The organism is Microbacterium sp. MEJ108Y (assembly GCF_000834175.1).
In the GTDB taxonomy this organism is placed as follows: Bacteria; Actinomycetota; Actinomycetes; order Actinomycetales; family Microbacteriaceae; genus Microbacterium; species Microbacterium forte.
On sequence record NZ_JXQX01000012.1, the window covers coordinates 306,696 to 326,174 of the forward strand.

The following is a 19,479-nucleotide window of genomic DNA, read 5'->3' on the forward strand; positions in this document are numbered from 1 at the left end:
GACGGGGTGAGGAATCGGCGCGGATCTCACCAGTGGATGACGATGCCCCGGGTGTCGGCGGCCTCGGGCCCGACGTCGGTGGCATGAGGCACAGTGGAGACATGACTTCCCCCTCTGCTGTCGACACCCGCACTGCTGCGCTCGCCGCCTTGCGCGAACTGGTCGGCCGCCCCGACGCCGACTTCCACGACGGCCAGTACGAGGCGATCGAGGCGCTGGTCGAGGGGCGCCGCCGCGCGCTCGTCGTGCAGCGCACAGGCTGGGGCAAATCGGCGGTGTACTTCGTCGCGACGCTGCTGCTGCGTCGGCAGGGGGCGGGACCGACCGTGCTCGTCTCGCCGCTGCTGGCTCTCATGCGCGACCAGATCGCCGCCGCCGAGCGCGCGGGCGTCCGAGCCGTGGCGATCAATTCCACCAACGCGCACGAATGGTCGGAGGTGATGCAGCAGCTCGACCGAGACGAGGTCGATGTGCTGCTCGTCTCTCCCGAGCGACTCAACAACCCGGCGTTCCGCGAGCAGCAGCTGCCGGCGCTCGTGCGACGGATCGGCATGCTGGTGGTCGACGAGGCGCACTGCATCAGCGACTGGGGGCACGACTTCCGTCCCGACTATCGTCGGCTGCGCGATCTCATCGAGCAGATGCCGCCAGAGGTTCCGGTGCTCGCGACCACGGCGACCGCCAACAGCAGGGTCGTGGCCGACGTCGCCGAGCAGCTCGGCACGGGAGGCTCATCGGGCGACGGGGCCTCCGAGGTGCTCACGATCCGTGGCCCGCTCGCCCGCACCTCGCTGCGGCTCGGGGTGCTGCGTCTGCCGACCTCGGCGAGCCGGCTCGCCTGGCTGCTGAGCCACATCGACGACCTGCCCGGCTCGGGCATCATCTACACGCTCACCGTCGCTGCAGCGGTCGACACCGCTCGGCTGCTGCGCGACCACGGCCACGACGTGCGTGCGTACACGGGGCAGACGGACACCGACGAGCGCACGGAGTCAGAAGGGATGCTGAAGCGCAACGAGGTCAAGGCCCTCGTCGCGACGAGCGCACTCGGCATGGGCTTCGACAAACCCGACCTCGGATTCGTGCTGCACCTCGGTGCGCCGTCGTCGCCGGTCGCGTACTACCAGCAGGTCGGTCGCGCCGGGCGCGCGAGCGAGAGCGCAGACGTGCTCCTGCTGCCGGGCGTCGAAGACCGCGATATCTGGCACTACTTCGCCACCGCGTCGATGCCCGACCGTGAGCGCGCCGAGAGGGTGATCGCTGCGCTCGGCGAGCAGCCGATCTCGACGCCGGCGCTCGAGGCGATGGTCGACATCCGCCGCACACCTCTCGAGCTGCTGCTCAAGGTGCTCGATGTCGACGGCGCGGTGCGACGTGTGCAGGGCGGGTGGGTCGCCACGGGCGAGCCCTGGAGCTACGACGCCGAGCGTTACGAGCGGATCGCGGGCGAGCGCCGAGCCGAGCAGCAGCACATGATCGACTACGAGCAGACCGACGGATGCCGCATGGAGTTCCTCCAGCGCTCGCTCGACGACGACACGGCAGCGCCCTGCGGCAGATGCGACAACTGCGCCGGCATCTGGTTCCCGAGCGAGATCGGCGAATCGGCGACGACTCAGGCTGCGAAGTCGCTCGACCGAGTGGGCGTTCCCGTCGAGCCGCGCCGGGCCTGGCCGACCGGCGCCGACAAGCTCGACGTGCCCGTCAAGGGGCGCATCGCGCCGGGTGAGCAGGCGGGAGAGGGGAGGGCGCTCGCCCGGCTCACCGACCTCGGCTGGGGCGGCACCCTGCGCGAGCTGTTCGCCGCCGGAGCGCCCGATGCCGCCGTGACGCCGCAGGTGCTCGGCGGCTGCGTGCGAGTGCTCGCCGACTGGGGCTGGACAGAGCGCCCTGTCGCGGTGGTCGCGATGCCTTCACGGTCGCATCCGCTGCTCGTCGACTCCCTTGCCCGAGGGATCGCCGACATCGGTCGGCTGCCGTACCTCGGTGCGCTCGACCCGGTCGATGGCGGCCCGAGCGGTCAACCGGGAGGCAACAGCGTGTTCCGTCTCGCAGGTCTGTGGGACAGGTTCAGCGCGCAGGGCCTCGACATCCCCGAGGGGCCGGTTCTCCTCGTCGACGACCTGGCCGACAGCCGGTGGACTCTGACGGTCGCCGCCCGCACACTGCGCCAGGCCGGCGCCACAGAGGTGCTTCCGTTCGTGCTCGCGCTTCGCGGCTGAGGTCGGCGATCCATTCCGATGGGAAGACTTCAGCGCAGGTCGTACACGCGCTTGTACTTGCCTTCGCTGCGCGGCAGAGCGCCGGGCTCCTCGACCTTGACGTCGACGCTGGTGCCGATGTGCACCTTGATGCGATGCGTGAGCACTGCAGCGGCGGCGTCGCACTCCTCGATGCTCAACGACGGGTGCCGCTCGATGCGCACCGTCATGGTGTCGAGCTGGCCCGCACGGTGCAGCTCCAGCACGAAGTGCGGCGTCAGGGTCTCGATGCCCATCACGAGCTCTTCGACCTGTGTGGGGAAGAGGTTCACGCCGCGCAGGATGATCATGTCGTCGTTGCGCCCGGTGATCTTCTCGATCCGCCGCAGGGCGGGATACGTCGTTCCGGGCAGCAGGCGGGTCAGATCCCGTGTGCGGTAGCGGATCACCGGGAAGGCCTCTTTGGTGAGCGAGGTGAAGACCAGTTCGCCCAGTTCGCCGTCCGGCAGGCGGTCGCCGGTGTCGCCATCGATGATCTCCGGAAGGAAGTGGTCTTCCCAGATGTGCGGGCCGTCTTTGGTGAGCACGCTCTCGCTCGCGACGCCCGGCCCCATGACCTCGCTGAGCCCGTAGATGTCGACGGCGTCGATGTTCAGTCGCTTCTCGATCTCGCGGCGCATCTCGTTGGTCCACGGCTCGGCTCCGAGCACGGCCACCCGCAACGAGGTCCGCGTCGGGTCGACGCCTGCCGCCTCCATCGCATCGGCGATCGTGAGCAGGTAGCTCGGCGTGCAGAGGATGGCGTCCGGCTCGAAGTCGGCGATCAGCTGCACCTGGCGCGCGGTCTGACCACCGGAGACGGGTATCACCGTGGCGCCGAGTCGTTCGATGCCGGCATGCGCCCCGAGTCCACCGGTGAACAGCCCGTATCCGTAGGCGTTGTGCACCTTCATGCCGGCGCGGATCCCCGCGGCGTGCAGCGACCTCGCGATCAGGTCGCCCCACCTGTCGAGGTCGCCCTCGGTGTAGCCGACGACGGTCGGCCGCCCGGTCGTGCCCGACGACGCGTGGATGCGGCGCACGTCGGCCATGGGCACGGCGAACATCCCGAACGGGTAGCTCTCTCGCAGATCGGCTTTGGTGGTGAACGGCAGCCTCTGCACGTCGTCGAGGGTGCGGATCTCGTCGGGGTGGACACCGTGCTCGTCGAACTTGCGACGGTACGTCGGCACGTTCTCGTAGGCGTGGCGCACAGTCCACTGCAGGCGCTGCAGCTGCAGCCGGGCCAGTGCAGTGGGGGAGTGCAGCTCGATCTCGGTGCCGATCTCGGCACGGGTGTGGGTCATCGTCGACTCCTTCGTCGCGGGCAGGGCCATGTCGGGTGTGCCGGTCAGCCCGGGTGCGATCGGTTCGTGGTGAGCGAGCGGCCGCGCACCTCGGCGACGACGTCGCCGGACTCATCGGTCACCGTGACGTCGTAGATGCCGTTGCGACCGCTGACGACGCGGCGACTCGCACGTGCCGTGAGCCGCTGCCCGGAGGTCGTCGACTTCAGGAAGGTGATGTCCGCGCCGCCCGCGACCGTGACGCGCTCGTCCTCGTTGCAGGCGATCGCGAAAGCCGTGTCGGCGAGAGTGAACACCAGGCCGCCGTGCGTGATCGCGAAGCCGTTCAGCATGTCGTCGCGCACCGTCATCGACACCACGGCCTCGCCGGGCTCGTCGAGCTCGACGGTCATGCCGAGCATCGCCGACGCGGCATCGCGCTGCATCATGGCCCTCATGCTGCCGCGACCTCGGAAGTGGGCTCCTTGCTGACCAGCGTGAGCACGTCGTAGGTCGCGACGAGCTCGTCGGCCTGGTTGCGGATCACCGCATCCCAGCGCACCTCGCCGTAGTCATCGGTCTCGCGGGGGGTGATCTGCTTGGCGGTGAGCTCGACGCGGATCGTGTCACCGGGGGAGACCGGCGTGATGAACCGCAGATTCTCGAGACCGTAGTTCGCGAGCACGGGGCCCGGTTCGGGGTCGACGAACAGACCGGCCGCCCACGAGACCAGCAGGTACCCGTGTGCCACACGGCCGGGGAAGAACGGGTTCGCTGCGGCCGCCGCATCGTCCATGTGGGCGTAGAACGTGTCACCGGTGAAGTGCGCGAAGGTCTCGATGTCGTCGAGGGTGACCTCGCGTGATGCCGAGACGATCTGATCTCCGATCAGGAGCTCCGCGAGCGACTTGCGGAACGGATGCCGACCGCCGCTGCGCGCTGCGGCTCCCGCGTGCCAGACACCGGTCAACGCCGTGAGCATCTCGGGCGATCCCTGCACCGCAGTGCGCTGCATGTGGTGCAGCACCGCGCGGATGCCGCCGAGCTCCTCGCCGCCTCCTGCCCGACCGGGCCCGCCGTGCACGAGGTTCGGCAGGGGAGACCCGTGACCGGTCGAGGAGCGCGCGTCGTCGCGGTCGAGCAGCAGCATCCGACCGTTGAACGGCGCGATGCGCGTGGCCAGCTCGACCGCCTGCACCGGATCGTGCGTCGCGATGCTGGTGACGAGCGAGCCGCCGCCGCGGGCGACGAGAGCGGCGGCGTCGGCGATGGTGTCGTAGGTGAGCAGCGACGACACCGGACCGAACGCCTCGACCGAGTGCGCGGCGTCGGACTGCGGATCGTCGAAGCGCAGCAGCAGCGGCGAGACGAATGCGCCGTCGGGCGAGAGCCCGGTGGTTCCGTCTGCGCGCCGCACCTCGGGAGCATCCGTCGACCCCACCACGATTTGTCCGCCGGCGTCCTGCAGCTTCGCGACCTGACGCAGCACCTCATCGCGCTGCGCGGTCGAGGCGAGGGGGCCCATCGTCGCACCTTCGGCGCGGGGATCGCCCAGCACCGTCCTCTCGGTGATGCGCGCCTGCACGGCGGCGATCACGGCATCCGCCGACCCGGTCGGCACGATCGCCCGACGGATCGCCGTGCACTTCTGCCCGGCCTTGGTCGTCATCTCGGTGACGAGCTGGCGGACGTAGGCGTCGAACTCCGGGGTGCCCTCGATGGCGTCGGTGCCGAGCACCGAGGCGTTGATCGAGTCGGTCTCCGCGGTGAACCGCACTCCGCCGGTCTGCACGGCGGGGTGGGCCTTCAGGCTCTCGGCTGTCGAGGCGCTGCCGGTGAAGCCGACGATGTCGCCGAGGCGCAGGTGCTCGAAGAGGTCGGGGACGCTGCCGCTCACCAGCTGCAGCGATCCGTCCGGCAGCAGCCCCGACTCGACGAGGATGCGCACCATCGCCTCGGCGAGATATCCGGTCGGCGTCGCGGGTTTCACGAGCGTCGGCATGCCGGAGAGGAAAGCCGGTGCGAACTTCTCCAGCGACCCCCACACGGGGAAGTTGAAGGCGTTGATCTGCACGGCGACTCCCGGCAGCGTCGTGTAGACGTGGCGCCCGAGGAACGAGCCGTCCTTCGAGAGCGGCTCGACGGGGCCGTCGACGTGCACGCGGCTGTTCGGCAGTTCGCGCCGCCCCTTGCCGGAATACGAGAACAGCACGCCGATGCCGCCGTCGATGTCGACCCAGGAGTCGCTCTTCGTCGCGCCCGTGCGCGCTGACAGCGCGTAGAGCTCGTCCTTGCGCTCGGTGAGCGCCAGGGCGAACTGCTTGAGCAGCACCGCGCGCTGATGGAAGGTGAGCGCACCGAGGCTCTTCTGCCCCACGGATCGGGCATGGGCAAGCGCCCCCGCGAGGTCGAGGCCGTCGGTGGAGACCAGCGTGACCACATCGCCGGTGGACGCGTCACGGACCTCGGTGAATCGTGCGGGCGAAGTCGGCGTCCACCACTCGCCCTGGATGTAGCTCGGCAGATACTCGGTCATCTCTCCTCGTTCCATGCGTAGAACCCTTCGCCGCTCTTGCGGCCGAGCTTTCCTTCGGCGACCATCCGCCGCAGCAGATCCGGCGGAGCGAACCGCTCACCGAGAGTGCGTTCCAACTCCTCGGCGATGCCGAGCCGCACATCGAGTCCGACGACGTCGGTCGTGCGCAGCGGCCCCATCGGATGCCGATATCCGAGCGTCATCGCCGCGTCGATGTCGACGGCCGACGCGACGCCCTCCTCGAGCATCCGGATCGCCTCGAGGCCGAGCATGACGCCGAGTCGAGAAGATGCGAATCCGGGGGAGTCGGTGACGACGATCGGGGTCTTGCCGAGGGAGCTCACCCATCCGGCCGCGTTCTCGACGACCGCGGTCTCGGTCGCTGCGCCTCGCACGATCTCGACGAGCGCAGACGCGGGCACAGGGTTGAAGAAGTGCAGGCCGAGGAAGCGCTCCGGACGACGGCGGCTCGCGGCGAGATCATCGATCGAGATCGACGACGTGTTGCTCGCCAGGGTGGCGTCGGCGGGCATCGCCGTCTCTGCACGGGCGAGCGCCTGTTCCTTGAGTTCGCGGTCTTCGGGAACGGCTTCGATCACCAGGTCGACCACGGCGAAGGCGGCGATGTCGTGACCAGTCGTCAGGCGGCCGGTGATCTCGACCTCGTTCAGAGCGGGATCGCGGGCGACGGATCGGCGGATGCTCTCGCGGATCCGCTGCAGTGCGGCATCCGCGCTCGCCGTGTCGCGTTCGACGACCGCGACACGGGACCCCGCGAGCAGGAAGGCATGCGCGATGCCGGCGCCCATTCGTCCTCCGCCGAGCACGCCGACGGCCGCGGGCACGTGGTCCGGGCGTCTCGTCCCGCTCCGTTCGCTCGAAGTCCCGGGGTGGGCGTCGCTCGAGGACGGGGGCTGCTCGCTCATCGGTTCTTCCTCTCGAGGAACGCGGTCATGCGACGGTGCTTCTCCGGCGACTCGAAGAGCTCGGCCTGCAGCTCGAGCTCGATCGCAGGATGCCCCGAGCGCGGAGTGCGCAGAGCGCGTTTCGTGTGCTGCGTGGCCAGCGGGTCGTTCTTCGCGATGCGATCGGCGATCGCGTGCGCGGTCGCGATCAGCTCGTCGGACGGATGCAGCGACGAGACGAGTCCCCATCGCAGTGCCTCCTCGCCATCGAGCGCTCGACCGGTGAGAAGCATCTCGCTCGCTCGCGCCGCGCCGATGATCTCGGGAAGCCGCCACGTCGCACCGGCCGCGGCGATGATGCCGAGTCCGGTCTCGGGGTTGCCGATTCGGAGGGACGGCGTCGCGATGCGGATGTCGGCGGCGTAGGCCAGCTCGGCTCCGCCCCCGAGCGCGTAGCCGTCGATCGCCGCGATGACCGGCATCGGCAGCTCGTTGATGCGGATGAACACGGTCGCGTTGATGCCGCGCCTGGCGTCATCTGCGGTGCGATCGCGCAGCTGCGCGATGTCGGCACCCGCCGCGAAGACACCGCCGGAGCCGGTGAGGATGAGGGTGCGGGGGGTCTGTTCGAGCATCGCGCACAGCTCGTGCAGCGCGTCGACCGTCTCCTGGTCGATCGCGTTGCGCTTCTCGGGGCGATCGAGCGTCGCGATGACCCTGTCGCGCTGCTCCTCGATCTGCAGGCTCACGTCAGACGCTCCACGATCATGGCCGTGCCCTGTCCGACTCCGACGCACATCGTGGCGAGGCCGTAGCGAGCGCCCTCGCGTTCGAGCCGACCGAGCAGGGTCACGATCAGGCGGGATCCGCTGGAGCCGAGCGGATGCCCGAGCGCGATCGCACCGCCGTCGGCGTTGACGATCGCCGGGTCGAGGCCGAGGCGACGGATGCAGGCGAGCGATTGCGACGCGAAGGCCTCGTTCAGCTCGACGGCGCCGAGATCGGCGATCTGCAGCCCTGCCTTCGCGAGAGCCTTCTGCGTCGCGGGCACGGGGCCGAGTCCCATGATCTCGGGGGCGAGTGCGGCGGTCGCCGACGCGACGATGCGTGCCCGCGGTCGCAGTCCGTGTCGCTCGACGGCCTCGGCGCTCGCCACGACGATCGCGGAGGCACCGTCGTTCAGCGAGCTGGAGTTGCCGGCCGTGACGACCTCGCCGCCTGCGACCACGGTGCGCAGCTTCGCGAGAGCATCGAGGGTGGTGTCGCGTCGCGGTCCTTCGTCGGTGTCGACGATTCCGCGGTCGGTCTCGACCCCGACGATCTCAGGGGCGAAGCGCCCCGCGTCGATCGCGGCGACGGCGCGCAGATGGCTCTGCAGGGCGAAGGCATCGGCATCCGCCCGACTGATGCCGTCGACGCGTGCGACCTCCTCCGCCGTCTCGGGCATCGAGAAGGTGGCCTTCTCGCGCGCGGCGAGCCGCGGATTGGTGAAGCGCCATCCGATCGACGTGTCGAAGGCCGCGCCGGGCTTGGCCCATGCGCGCTCGGGTTTCGCCTGCACCCAGGGGGCTCGTGTCATGGACTCGACGCCGCCGGCGACGATGAGGTCGGCGTCGTCCGCGCGCACGGCGTTCGCGGCGAGAGCGATGGCCGACATCCCCGAGGCGCACAGCCGGTTCACGGTGAGCCCGGGGATCGAATCGGGCAGGCCGGCGAGGAGCACGGCCATGCGGGCGACGTTGCGGTTGTCTTCGCCCGCTTGGTTCGCTGCGCCGAGGATGACCTCGTCGATCGCCTCGGCGGGGATCCCCGACCGGGTGACGGTCTCGCCGACCACGAGGGCTGCCAGATCATCGGGGCGGATGCCGGCGAGTGCGCCGCCGTGACGACCGACGGCGGTGCGGACCCCGTCGACGAGATAGGCCTCGGACATCGTCATCCTCTCGAACGCCCACGCTGGCGATAATTTCAGACCGATCGGTCAGGAATACGATCTCAGATCCTCGGACGGATGGCAACTCATCGGGACTGACAGACTGGGGCCATGGCGCAGCTCGGATTCGACGCGCCGGCCCCCAAACGCGGCCGGCCAGGCTACGACCGTGAGCAGGTGCTCGCGGTCGCGGTCAAGGTGTTCAACGAACAGGGCTACGACGCGACCAGCGTCGCCGATCTCAGTGCCACTCTCGGCCTCACCAAGTCGGCGCTGTACCACCACTTCGAGTCGAAGTCGGCGATCCTCGAGCTCGCGCTGAACGATGCCCTCGACGCTCTCGAGGCCGTCGTGGACGACGCCACGGCGCGGCATCCGCTCGCCTCCGATCGCCTGCGATCGATCATCCGCGGGGCCGTGCGTGTTCTCACCGAGAAGTTGCCCTCGGTGACGCTGTTGCTGCGTGTGCGCGGCAACGGCGACGTCGAGACCTCCGCGCTCGTGCGCCGGCGCGCGTTCGACCAGCGGGTGACGGCGATCGTCGCCGAGGCTCAGGCCGAGGGGCTGATCCGCGACGACGTGGATGCCGCGGTCGCGACCAGGCTCATCTTCGGCATGATCAACTCGGTCGTCGAGTGGTATCGCCCCGGCGGGCCCGTCGACCCCGATGAGCTGGGCGAGGACATCCTGCGGGTGAGCCTGGACGGACTGCAGTCGCGCTGAGCCGATTAGTCGTCGGCCGGAGCCACCCGAGGCGGCCAGCTGGTCGCTCCGAGCTCGCGTGAGATGTTGCGGGCCGTCTCTCGGAGCGCGTTCAGCACGGCGTCGGAGGCGGGCGCGTGCGAGGTGGGCATCACGACCGCGACCGCGGCGACGATGTCGTTCGAGGCGTCGGAGACCGGTGCGGCGACGGACGATTCTCCGAGCACCGCCTCGTCCGTCTCGGACGCACTGCCGCGTTCGGCGATCGCGGGGAGCTCGAGCATCAGCCTGGCGATGTCGGTGATCGTGTCTCCGGTGAGGCTGGGCAGCGGTCGTTCGAAGACGGTGCGCTGGAAGCCGAGGTCATGTGCGAGCAGCACCTTTCCCATCGCCGAGGCGTGAGCGGGGATCGCGACGCCGGTCTCGAGCATCTGCTGGCTGTCGTCCGGGCGCAGATCGTGGTGGATGACGAGCACCTCGTGGAAATGCGGAGCACCGAGGCGCACAGGCAGATTGGTGCGCCGCGCGAGCTCCTGCGTCCACCGCATCGCCCGTGCCCTGACGTCGAGCGTGTCGAGGTACACGTTGCTGAGGCGCAGCAGCGTCGGTCCGAGCATGTAGCGCTGTCCGCCGCGCTCTTTCGCGACCAGCCCGTGCTCTCGCAGCGACTTGACGATCCCGTGCACGGTCGACGGCGGCAGGCTCAGTGCGAGAGCGAGATCGGTGATGCCGAGGTGGCGCGCACCCTGCAGCAGCTCGAGCACCTTGGCGGCGCGATCGATGGCCTGGATCACGGTGCGTCCTCCCTCCGGTTCGTCGTCGAGCCGGGCCGTCATGTCGTGTGTCCGAGTCGATCTTGACAACTCGACTGCGCCCGAGCATATTCGACATTGACGAATGACTTTCCAATATTGCGAAAGATCGCCACCGCAGAGATCAAGGGAGATCGAACGATGAAGAAGCTCATCAACAACCCCGCCGATGTGCTGGTCGAGTCGCTGCGAGGCGTCGCCCTCGCGCATCCCGAGCTGTCGGTCGACCTCGAGACGCACGTGATCACGCGCGCGACGCCGAAGGCGCAGGGCAAGGTCGCGGTGGTCTCCGGAGGCGGGTCAGGCCATGAACCGCTGCACGGCGGATACGTGGGGGTGGGCATGCTCGATGCCGCGGTCGCCGGCGAGGTGTTCACGTCACCGACGCCCGACCGCGTGCAAGCGGCGACCAAGGCCGTCGACCGCGGCGCCGGCGTGCTGCACATCGTCAAGAACTACACCGGTGACGTGCTGAACTTCGAGATGGCCGCCGAGCTCGCATCGATGGAGGGCATCGAGGTCGGCACCGTGATCGTCGACGACGACGTCGCCGTGCAGGACTCGCTCTACACAGCCGGGCGTCGTGGTGTCGGACTGACCGTGCTGCTCGAGAAGCTGGTCGGCGCGGCGGCCGAAGAAGGACAGGATCTCGCCGCGGTCGTCGAACTCGCCCAGCGCATCAACGGCCAGGGTCGCTCGATGGGGATGGCGCTCACGAGCTGCACGGTTCCCGCAGCGGGCAGACCCACGTTCGACCTGCCCGAGGATCAGATGGAGATCGGCATCGGCATCCACGGCGAACCCGGTCGGCATCGCGAGCCGCTGGCCCCCGCATCCGAGATCGCCCGCCAGCTCGTCGAGCCGATCCTCGCCGACCTCGATGCTGCCGGACCCGCGATCGTGATGCTCAACGGCATGGGCGGATCGCCGCTGATCGAGCTGTATCTGATGTACGGCGAGGTCGCGTCGTTGCTCGAGAAGGCGGGGGTGCAGATCGCTCGCAACCTGGTCGGCGACTACATCACGTCGCTCGACATGGCCGGGTGCTCGCTCACGGTGCTCAAGGCGGACGACGAGCTGCTGCGGCTGTGGGATGCCCCGGTGAACACGCCAGGACTGCGATGGGGAGCATGATGGCGGCGATCGACACCGCGGCCCTCGTCGACTGGATCCGGCGGTTCCGCGACGTGATCGCCGAGAAGCGCGAATGGCTCACCGAGCTCGACTCGGCGATCGGCGACGCGGACCACGGCGCGAACATGGCCCGTGGCATGGACGCGGTCGTGGCGAAGCTCGACTCGGCGGTGCCGCCCACCGTCGACGAGCTGCTCAAGACCGTCGGCATGACGCTCGTGAGCTCGGTCGGAGGTGCCAGCGGGCCGCTCTACGGCACGCTGTTCCTGCGGATGGGGATGGCGGCCGGCCCGGTGGACGAACTCGATGCCGCCGGGCTCGCAGCCTCGCTGAGAGCGGGTCTCGACGGGATCGTCGCCCGGGGCAAGGCCGAAGCCGGCGACAAGACCATGTTCGATGCGATGGCGCCCGCCGTGGATGCACTCGATGCGGAGATCGCAGGCGGGGCGGATCTCGCAGCGGCGACGGCTGCGGCTGCCGATGCTGCGGCTGTGGGGCGTGACGCCACGGAGCCCCTGGTGGCACGCAAGGGACGCGCGAGCTACCTCGGTGAGCGCAGCGCAGGGCACATCGATCCGGGTGCGGCGTCCACGACGCTGCTGTTCGAGGCGCTCGCCCGGGCCACCGCGGAATCGTCCTGATGATCGGCATCGTCGCCGTCTCCCACAGCGCTCGACTCGGGGAGGCGGCCCTGGAGCTTGCCCTGCAGATGGTGCGAGGCGGGGGAGCGCGCGTCCTGGTGGCGGCCGGCGCGGGGACGGATGCCGACGGCGCAGCCGTTCTCGGAACGGATGCCGTAGCGGTCGCCGCGGCCATCGACGAACTGGCCGCGGATTGCGACGGAGTCCTGGTGCTCATGGACCTCGGCTCGGCGGTGCTGAGCGCGGAGCTCGCGCTCGAGCTGCGCATGAGCGACGTGCCCGTCCGCCTCACGCCCGCGCCGTTCGTGGAAGGGCTGCTCGCCGCAGTCGTGTCCGCGGCGGCGGGCGCATCGCTCGAGGTCGTGGCTGAGGAGGCGTCCGCTGCGCTCGGCGCGAAGACCGGCCAGCTCGGCGACCCGGACGAGCCCGTCGCGCCCGCCCCCTCGGCGCTCGCACCGACGCACGGGCCGAGCGACGCGGTCACTCGCGTGGTCACCGTGCGCAACCCGCTCGGCATCCATGCTCGTCCGGCTGCGCTGATCGCCGAGGCCTCCGCAGGGGCGGATGTGCGGCTCACGCGGCTGCCGGATGGGCCGGAGGCCGCGGCCGCCAGCCTGTCGAGACTGCTGATGCTCGGCGCCAGGCAGGGCGACGAGGTGCGGCTGTCCGCGACCGGGGCGGACGCCGAGCTCGCCATCCATCGACTGGTCGCGCTGTTCGACGAGGGGTTCGGTGAAGGAACCGCGGTCGCCGCGCCCCCGAGAGAGGTCGTGCACACGCGGTCAACCGAGTCGGCGGTGAGTGCGGCGCCCGTGATGTCCGGGACGGTGCTGAGCGGGCGAGGCGTGAGCGCCGGGCGGGCAGCGGCGCAGGCCGTGCTGCTGGCTGCGCCACTCGACGAGCCCGACCCTGGCCTGACGGTCGATGCGGCTGAGCGTGAGAGCGAGGTGTCGGCGATCGAGTGGGCAGCCGTCGCGGTGGCCGATCAGCTCCGCCGCCGCACATCGGCGGCGACCGGAGAGGCTCGGGCGATCCTCGATGCTTCGCGTCTGCTCGCCTCAGACCCCGAGCTCGTCGCAGATGCGACGGCGCTCGTCCGATCGAAGGGGCGCACCGCCGCCCGCGCCGTCTGGGACACTGCTCTCGCGCACGAGAAGGCGCTCAGAGCCTTGGGTGGTCGCATGGCCGAGCGTGCCGCCGACATCCGTGACGTCCGAGACCGGATCATCGCCGAGATCCTCGAGGTCGAGATGCCCGGTGTTCCGGAGCGGGATGAGCCTTTCGTGCTCGTGGCCACCGACCTCGCACCCGCCGACACGGCCGCCCTGGACGGCGGCAACTGCGTCGCTCTGGTGACCGAGCAGGGCGGGCCCACATCGCACACCGCGATCATCGCCCGCTCACTCGGAATCCCCGCGGTCGTCGGGGTCGTCGGGGCCACGGGCATCGCATCCGGCGCCGATCTGCTCGTCGACGGCGACCGGGGCACGGTCGAGGTCGACCCGAGCCGTTCCAGGATCGCCGAGGCGCAGGCCGCGTCGATCGTCGTGCCCTTCGACGGAGAGGGCGTGCTCGCGGACGGGCGCCGGATCGCACTGCTCGCCAACGTCGGCGGCGCGGCCGAAGCGGTGGCGGCTGCGGCATCGAAGGCAGAGGGAGTGGGTCTCTTCCGCACCGAGTTCTGCTTCCTCGACCGCACCGATGCGCCGTCGGTCGACGAGCAGGTCGACGCCTACCGAGGCGTCCTCGCGGCTTTCCCGGGGCGGAAGGTCGTCGTGCGCACGCTCGACGCGGGCAGCGACAAGCCGCTGCCGTTCGCCAACGCCGACACGGAGGAGAACCCCGCTCTCGGAGTCCGCGGTCTGCGGATCGCACGGCGATCACCCGCGCTGCTCGATGATCAGCTGCGGGCCCTCGCGCTCGCGGCAGCGGCGGAGTCGGCGCTCGTCGAGGTGATGGCTCCGATGGTGGCCACGGTCGATGAGGCGCGCGACTTCGCGGACCGTGCGCGGGCGGCCGGACTCGAGAAGGTGGGAGTGATGGTCGAGACACCCTCCGCCGCGCTCCTCGCCTCAGAGATGCTCGAGGTCGTCGATTTCGTCAGCATCGGAACCAACGATCTCGCCCAGTACACGCTCGCCGCGGACCGACTGCTGGGCGAGCTGGGCGACCTGAACGATCCGTGGCAGCCGGCCGTGCTGCGATTGATCGGCCAGGCGGGTGCTGCCGGACGCCGGTGGAACCTGCCGGTGGGCGTGTGCGGCGAGGCCGGCGCCGATCCCACACTGGCCGCGGTGCTGGTCGGCCTCGGGGTCACCTCCCTGTCGATGACGCCCCGCGCGCTGGGCCGCGTCGCGGCCGCGCTGGCAGATGTCACGGGTGATCAGTGCGACGCAGCCGCGGAAGCGGTGCTGAGAGCGGCGACGGCGGCCGATGCGCGTGCCGCTGCGGCCGCTGTGCTCAGTGACGGCTGAAGAGTTCACGTCGTCCGATCAGGCGGATATATGCGATCTTCGGCATGCTCTTCCTCTCGTTCTGATCTCGACATGCGCGCGCCCCTGGTCGAGGGTGCCGCAGCGCCATATGCTCCGAGGAGGGGGCGCCCGCAGCGGCGCATGACGAGTCGGAGGATGCACATGACTGTCTTCACCACGTGGCGAGCGCGAATGCTCGCATCGATCGGGATCGGCGCGCTGGTCGCCCTGAGCGCCTGCGCCCCGACTCCTCAGGCCTCGTCGTCGCCCTCGCCCTCGCCGTCGCCGTCGACCGCGTCCCCCGAGCCCTACGCCGGACCGATCGTGTTCGTCGGAGACGAACTCGACGCGTTCTCGCTCACCCCTGAGGAGATCGTGGGGATCGTGCCGGAGGCCACCGACGTCGGTGATCCTTCGCCGGCGCTCGAGCAGGTGTCGGATGGCGGAAGTCTCCCTGCGGATCCGCCGATCTGCGATGCCCTCTACGCCGAGCAGTCGCTCGGCAGCGTGGGGGCGAGAACGGTCGAATGGCAGGTGCCGACGGATCCCGCCAACGGGTTCGGCCGGATGACGATCATGCAGTTCGCTGATGAGGCGCAGGCCGAGGGGCGAATGGATCAGCTGCTCCAGGCTGCCGAGCAGTGCGCCGAGTTCTCCAAGGAGGGAACCATCACGTTCGATGCCGCGATTCCGGAACCCTCCGAGGACGTCCGAGCCTTCGCGGGGTCGCTGGTCGATGCAGGCCTCGACTGGCGGTCTTTCGACGCATTCGCGTCGACCGGCAACGTGATCGTGCAGCTCTGGCAGCCCTTCAGCGGTGACCGCGACTTCGACGCCGAAGCCGCCGCCCTGCTGCTGCAGACCCGCGCCGGTGAGGCGAGGTCGGGACTGATCGACGAGCTCACCGAGAACCCGCCTGTCGCCGAGACCGATCCGTCGGGAGACCCCGGAGCCGTGTGGAGCGAGTGGCAGATCGGTGTCGGCGGGGTGGGTCCGCTCCGCCTCGGCGACTCGGTCGATGCCGCTCTCGCCAAGGCGGGCGAGGACGCGCAGGTCATGGAGCCGGAGTACGACGGCGGACCGTGGAGGCTCGTCGCACCCGGGGGCGCGGGGTCCATCCTGGTGCAGCCCGTCGAGGCCGGTGACGCGGTGTGGTCGATCACCGTCGGAAGCGATCGCAGCCTCGATGAGTCGGTCGACGACGGAGCGGCGCTGCCGCACCGGGGAGACATCCGCCTCGGCGCTCCGGTGGCGGATGCGATGGCCGCCTACCCCGGGGGCACCGTCGTCGATGTCGTGGCGGCAGGCGATGACTTCTACGCCGTCACGACGCGCGACGGCCAGGTCTTCCGGTTCCAGGCCGACCGCGATGTCGCCGAGGAGGGGTCGATGATCGTCGGCATCACGGTCGAGGACGCCACAGCCCGCACGCCGCTCGTCTTCGGCTGACGGCGGGCCGGTCGTTCCACCGACCGACCCGCCGCCCGGCCTTGTCAGCGGCTCCGTCAGGCGTGCAGGTCGACGCCCTTCGTCTCCTTCACCATCGTCACTGCGATGAGGGAGATCAGCGCCGCGGCGGCGATGTAGACGCCGATCGTCCACGCCGCGTGGAACTGGTTCATCAGCGTCTCTGCGATCATCGGAGCGAACGCCCCGCCGAGAATGGCGCCCAGTGCATATCCGATGGAGACACCCGAGTAGCGGACGTTGGCCGGGAACATCTCGGCGTAGAGGGCCGCCTGCGGGCCGTAGGAGAGCCCGAGTGCGAACGTCATCACGAACAGTGCCACGAAGTACCAGAAGATGTTCGCCGTATCGATCAGGAACCACATCGGCACAGCCCAGAGCGCGAGTGCGATGTAGCCGATCTGGAAGGTGCGGACCCGCCCGAGACGATCGGAGAGGTGACCCCCCCAGAGCGTGAAGATGAGCCATCCGAACGAGGCCAGCGTCGTCGCCAGCAGTACGGGAGGACGCTCCATGCCGAGAGCGGTGACGGCGTAGGTGGCGAAGAACGCGATGAGCAGGTAGCCGGCGGCGTTGTTTCCGATGAAGATCAGTGCGGTGAGGACGACCTGCTTGGTGTTCTTGCGGAACAGGCGGCCCAGCGGTGCCGAGGCCTCCTGGCGGCGGCGCCGGAGATCTTCGAAGACCGGGCTCTCATCGACTGCGCGCCTGATCACGTAGCCGACGGCGATCAGCACGATCGACATCAGGAACGGGATCCGCCAGCCCCACTCGAGGAACGCCTCGGGTGACATCGAGCTCGTCAGCACCCAGAGTGTCGCTGTCGCGAGGATCATGCCGATCGGAACACCGATCTGTGGGAAGGCGCCGAAGAGTCCGCGTCGGTTCGTGGGCGCGTGCTCGACGGCCATCAGCGCCGCCCCGCCCCATTCACCGCCGGCCGAGAACCCCTGCAGGATGCGGAGCACGATGAGCAGGATCGGCGCCGCGACACCGATCGCCGCATAGGTCGGCAGCAGGCCGATCAGGGAAGTGGAGAGCCCCATCATCACGAGCGTGAAGACGAGCATCCTCTTGCGGCCCAGCTTGTCGCCGAGGTGCCCGGCGACGATGGCTCCGAGGGGGCGGAAGAGGAAGGAGATTCCGATCGTGGCGAAGGACAGGATCTGCGCGAACCCCTTGTTCTCCTCGGCGATCGGAGCGAGGAAGAGCGGAGCGAGCACGAGGCCCGCGGCTTGCGCGTAGATGAAGAAGTCGTACCACTCGATCGAGGTGCCGACCAGGGTGCTGGCGAGCACCCGCCGTTCCTCGGCGGGCATCCTCGTTCTCGTGCTGTCTGCGGAGACTGCTGACGTCATGCGAACTCCATTGTTCTGCGGGTGGGGGAGAGCGACGACGTGCCGCTCCGAATCACTTACCGAATGATCGGTCAGTAATTGACGAGAGTAGCGCACGCCGACCCGCGGCCCAAGCGCTGCGTCCATGGCGGCGCAGGAGTGCGACGTGCGCGGCCCTCACACCCGCCCGAATGCACGCAGCGGATGCTCGATGAGCTCGGTCACTCGACGCAGGAAGCCGGCGGCGTATCCGCCGTCGCACACCCGGTGGTCGAACACCAGCGAGATCTGCACGATGCGGCGGGGGACGATCTGCCCGTCGATCACCCACGGCCGCTCGATGATGCGACCGATTCCGAGGATCGCGACGTCGGGGTGGTTGATGATCGCGGCTGAGCCGTCGACCCCGAGTCCGCCGTAGTTGTTCAGGGTGAACGTCGATCCGCGCAGGCGCTCCGGCGGCATCGACCCGGAGCGGGCTGCAGTCGTCAACTCGCGCAGCGCCGCGTCGAGCTGCTCGACGGAGAGCTCGTGGGCGCGGGGGATGACCGGAACGACGAGCCCGCGTGCGGTGTCGGCGGCGACGCCGAGATTGACGCCCTCGAACGAGATGAGCTCTGAGGCGTCGTCGCTCAGTCGAGATGCCAGCACCGGATGATCCTCCAGGGCGAGCAGCACGAAGCGCGCGATGAGGGCTGTGAGCGAGGGGGCTCTGCCGCCCTCGGGAGCCATGCCTGCGCGCAGCGTCCACAACTCGGTGGCGTCGACGTCGACCCACACGGTCGCCTCGGGGATCTCGGAGCGGCTGCGGCTGAGCTTCGCGCTCACGGCGCGGCGCAGAGCCGACAGACGCTCGCGCGAGACCACGGCGAGGCCGTCGAGGCTCTGCCCGCTCGCGCTGCGATGCTGTGCGGCTGCGCCGTCGACGGCATCGTCGACGGCCGCGGCCAGGACGTCGGCGCGGGTGATCGAGCCGTCGTGTCCGGTCGGGGTGATCTCGTGCACGTCGAGCCCGAGATCTCGCGCCAGGCGTCGGACGAGCGGTGAGCGCACGGCCACCGTGCGCCGCGAGGCGGTCGTCGGCGGGGCGGGAACGCCAGGCTCCGTCGGCGTCGGCTCGGGCAGCGTCGCTTCTGCTGAGGGAGCGGCATCACGGACGCTCGACGTCGGGACCACGGTCGCCCGCGCACGACGACGACCGGTCGTCACGCGGTCGGAGGTGCCGTAGCCGATCAGGACGTTGCCCGAGCCCGCTCGCTCCTCTTCTCGGTAGGCCGCGTGCTCTGCGGCATCCGAACCGTTCGGTGCGCCCGAGTCGGTCGTGCTCGCCGGCTGCGTCGCATCGGAGACCTCGAGAACCGGGGCGCCGACGTCGATCGTCTCGCCAGGCTCTCCGTGCAGGGCGGTCACGACTCCCGCGAAGGGAGAGGGCAGCTCGACGATGCTCTTGGCCGTCTCGACCTCGGCGATCGCCTGGTCGGTGACGATGGTGTCGCCGACCGCGACCAGCCACTGCACGAGGCCCGCCTCGGTCAGGCCCTCGCCGAGATCGGGGAGCCGGAAGACGCGGGTGGTGAGTGCGGTCATGACGCGTCCTCCCAGTGCAGCGAGTCGATCGCGTCGAGGACGCGGTCGACATCGGGCAGGTACCAGTGCTCGAGCTTCGGCGGCGCATACGGGGTGTCGAAGCCGGTGACGCGTCGCACCGGCGCCTCCAGATATTCGAAGCAGCGCTCGAACACCCGTGCCTGGATCTCGGAGGCGACGCTGGCGAAACCAGGGGCCTCGGCGATCACGACTGCTCGTCCGGTCGCACGCACGGCGGCCATCACCGTCTCGTCATCGAAGGGAGACAGCGAGCGGATGTCGATGACCTGCACGCTGCGCCCCTCGGATGCCGCGACGTCTGCCGCCTCGAGAGCGAGCGGCACCGAGGCGCCATAGGCGATCAGGGTGACATCCGTGCCGTCGCGGGCGACCCTGGCGGTGCCGATCTCGGCGACCACCGAGGT

At 69.7% G+C, this 19,479-nt stretch carries 16 protein-coding genes; 6 read left to right on the forward strand and 10 right to left on the reverse strand.

Annotated elements, in window-relative coordinates:
- Nucleotides 1–101: 101 nt before the first annotated feature.
- Nucleotides 102–2,222, forward strand: coding sequence for a RecQ family ATP-dependent DNA helicase (locus tag RU09_RS08295; protein WP_042539477.1), 2,121 nt, complete (start codon nt 102–104; stop codon nt 2,220–2,222).
- Nucleotides 2,223–2,251: 29 nt separating this feature from the next.
- Here RU09_RS08295 and paaK read toward each other — a convergent pair whose 3' ends face one another.
- Genes paaK through RU09_RS08325 form a run of 6 tightly spaced genes read right to left on the reverse strand, consistent with a single transcriptional unit; the run spans nt 2,252 to nt 8,900 of the window.
- Nucleotides 2,252–3,547, reverse strand: a complete 1,296-nt coding sequence (gene paaK / locus RU09_RS08300) for a phenylacetate--CoA ligase PaaK (protein WP_042539479.1) — start codon at nt 3,545–3,547, stop codon at nt 2,252–2,254.
- A gap of 44 nt (nt 3,548–3,591) precedes the next feature.
- Complete coding sequence (gene paaI, locus RU09_RS08305) at nt 3,592–3,975, reverse strand: hydroxyphenylacetyl-CoA thioesterase PaaI (protein WP_052492903.1); 384 nt, start codon at nt 3,973–3,975, stop codon at nt 3,592–3,594.
- A 5-nt stretch (nt 3,976–3,980) separates the two neighbouring features.
- Entirely contained in the window at nt 3,981–6,062 is a 2,082-nt protein-coding gene (gene paaZ / locus RU09_RS08310) for a phenylacetic acid degradation bifunctional protein PaaZ (RefSeq protein ID WP_082041067.1), read from the reverse strand.
- Entirely contained in the window at nt 6,059–6,988 is a 930-nt protein-coding gene (locus RU09_RS08315) for a 3-hydroxyacyl-CoA dehydrogenase family protein (RefSeq protein WP_082041068.1), read from the reverse strand. Before RU09_RS08315 ends, paaZ begins: the two co-directional genes overlap by 4 nt.
- On the reverse strand, nt 6,985–7,716 hold the full coding sequence (locus RU09_RS08320) for an enoyl-CoA hydratase/isomerase family protein (protein ID WP_042539392.1): 732 nt from the start codon (nt 7,714–7,716) through the stop codon (nt 6,985–6,987). Before RU09_RS08320 ends, RU09_RS08315 begins: the two co-directional genes overlap by 4 nt.
- On the reverse strand, nt 7,713–8,900 hold the full coding sequence (locus RU09_RS08325; RefSeq protein WP_042539485.1) for a thiolase family protein: 1,188 nt from the start codon (nt 8,898–8,900) through the stop codon (nt 7,713–7,715). The genes RU09_RS08320 and RU09_RS08325 overlap by 4 nt, the downstream gene beginning before the upstream one ends.
- Nucleotides 8,901–9,011: 111 nt before the next feature.
- Here RU09_RS08325 and RU09_RS08330 point away from each other — a divergent pair, with 111 nt between their 5' ends.
- Nucleotides 9,012–9,623 carry a TetR/AcrR family transcriptional regulator gene (locus RU09_RS08330; protein ID WP_042539394.1) on the forward strand — a complete coding sequence of 204 codons (612 nt, stop codon included), beginning with the start codon at nt 9,012–9,014 and terminating at the stop codon, nt 9,621–9,623.
- Between the two features lie 5 nt (nt 9,624–9,628).
- On the opposite strand, the gene RU09_RS08335 is transcribed toward RU09_RS08330, so the two are convergent.
- Nucleotides 9,629–10,438: an IclR family transcriptional regulator gene (locus tag RU09_RS08335; RefSeq protein WP_231567491.1), complete on the reverse strand. Its 810-nt coding sequence runs from the start codon at nt 10,436–10,438 to the stop codon at nt 9,629–9,631.
- Between the two features lie 117 nt (nt 10,439–10,555).
- Between RU09_RS08335 and dhaK the strand changes: the two genes are divergently transcribed.
- From dhaK to RU09_RS08355, 4 genes are all read left to right on the forward strand, one after another.
- Entirely contained in the window at nt 10,556–11,548 is a 993-nt protein-coding gene (gene dhaK / locus RU09_RS08340; protein WP_042539488.1) for a dihydroxyacetone kinase subunit DhaK, read from the forward strand.
- Entirely contained in the window at nt 11,548–12,189 is a 642-nt protein-coding gene (dhaL, locus tag RU09_RS08345; RefSeq protein WP_156145895.1) for a dihydroxyacetone kinase subunit DhaL, read from the forward strand. The genes dhaK and dhaL overlap by 1 nt, the downstream gene beginning before the upstream one ends.
- The gene (gene ptsP / locus RU09_RS08350) at nt 12,189–14,663 is read left to right on the forward strand and encodes a phosphoenolpyruvate--protein phosphotransferase (protein WP_082041069.1); all 2,475 of its coding nucleotides are present in this window, start codon (nt 12,189–12,191) and stop codon (nt 14,661–14,663) included. The genes dhaL and ptsP overlap by 1 nt, the downstream gene beginning before the upstream one ends.
- 162 nt (nt 14,664–14,825) lie before the next feature.
- Nucleotides 14,826–16,112 carry a sensor domain-containing protein gene (locus RU09_RS08355; RefSeq protein WP_042539396.1) on the forward strand — a complete coding sequence of 429 codons (1,287 nt, stop codon included), beginning with the start codon at nt 14,826–14,828 and terminating at the stop codon, nt 16,110–16,112.
- Between the two features lie 56 nt (nt 16,113–16,168).
- Here the strand turns inward: RU09_RS08355 and RU09_RS08360 are convergent, their stop codons facing one another.
- From RU09_RS08360 to RU09_RS08370, 3 genes are all read right to left on the reverse strand, one after another.
- Nucleotides 16,169–17,488: an MFS transporter gene (locus RU09_RS08360; protein WP_042539398.1), complete on the reverse strand. Its 1,320-nt coding sequence runs from the start codon at nt 17,486–17,488 to the stop codon at nt 16,169–16,171.
- A 156-nt stretch (nt 17,489–17,644) separates the two neighbouring features.
- Entirely contained in the window at nt 17,645–19,054 is a 1,410-nt protein-coding gene (locus RU09_RS08365; RefSeq protein ID WP_042539400.1) for a dihydrolipoamide acetyltransferase family protein, read from the reverse strand.
- Nucleotides 19,051–19,479 (reverse strand): transketolase C-terminal domain-containing protein (locus tag RU09_RS08370; RefSeq protein WP_042539496.1); only part of this gene is annotated, 429 nt, incomplete at its 5' end. The genes RU09_RS08370 and RU09_RS08365, both read right to left, overlap by 4 nt.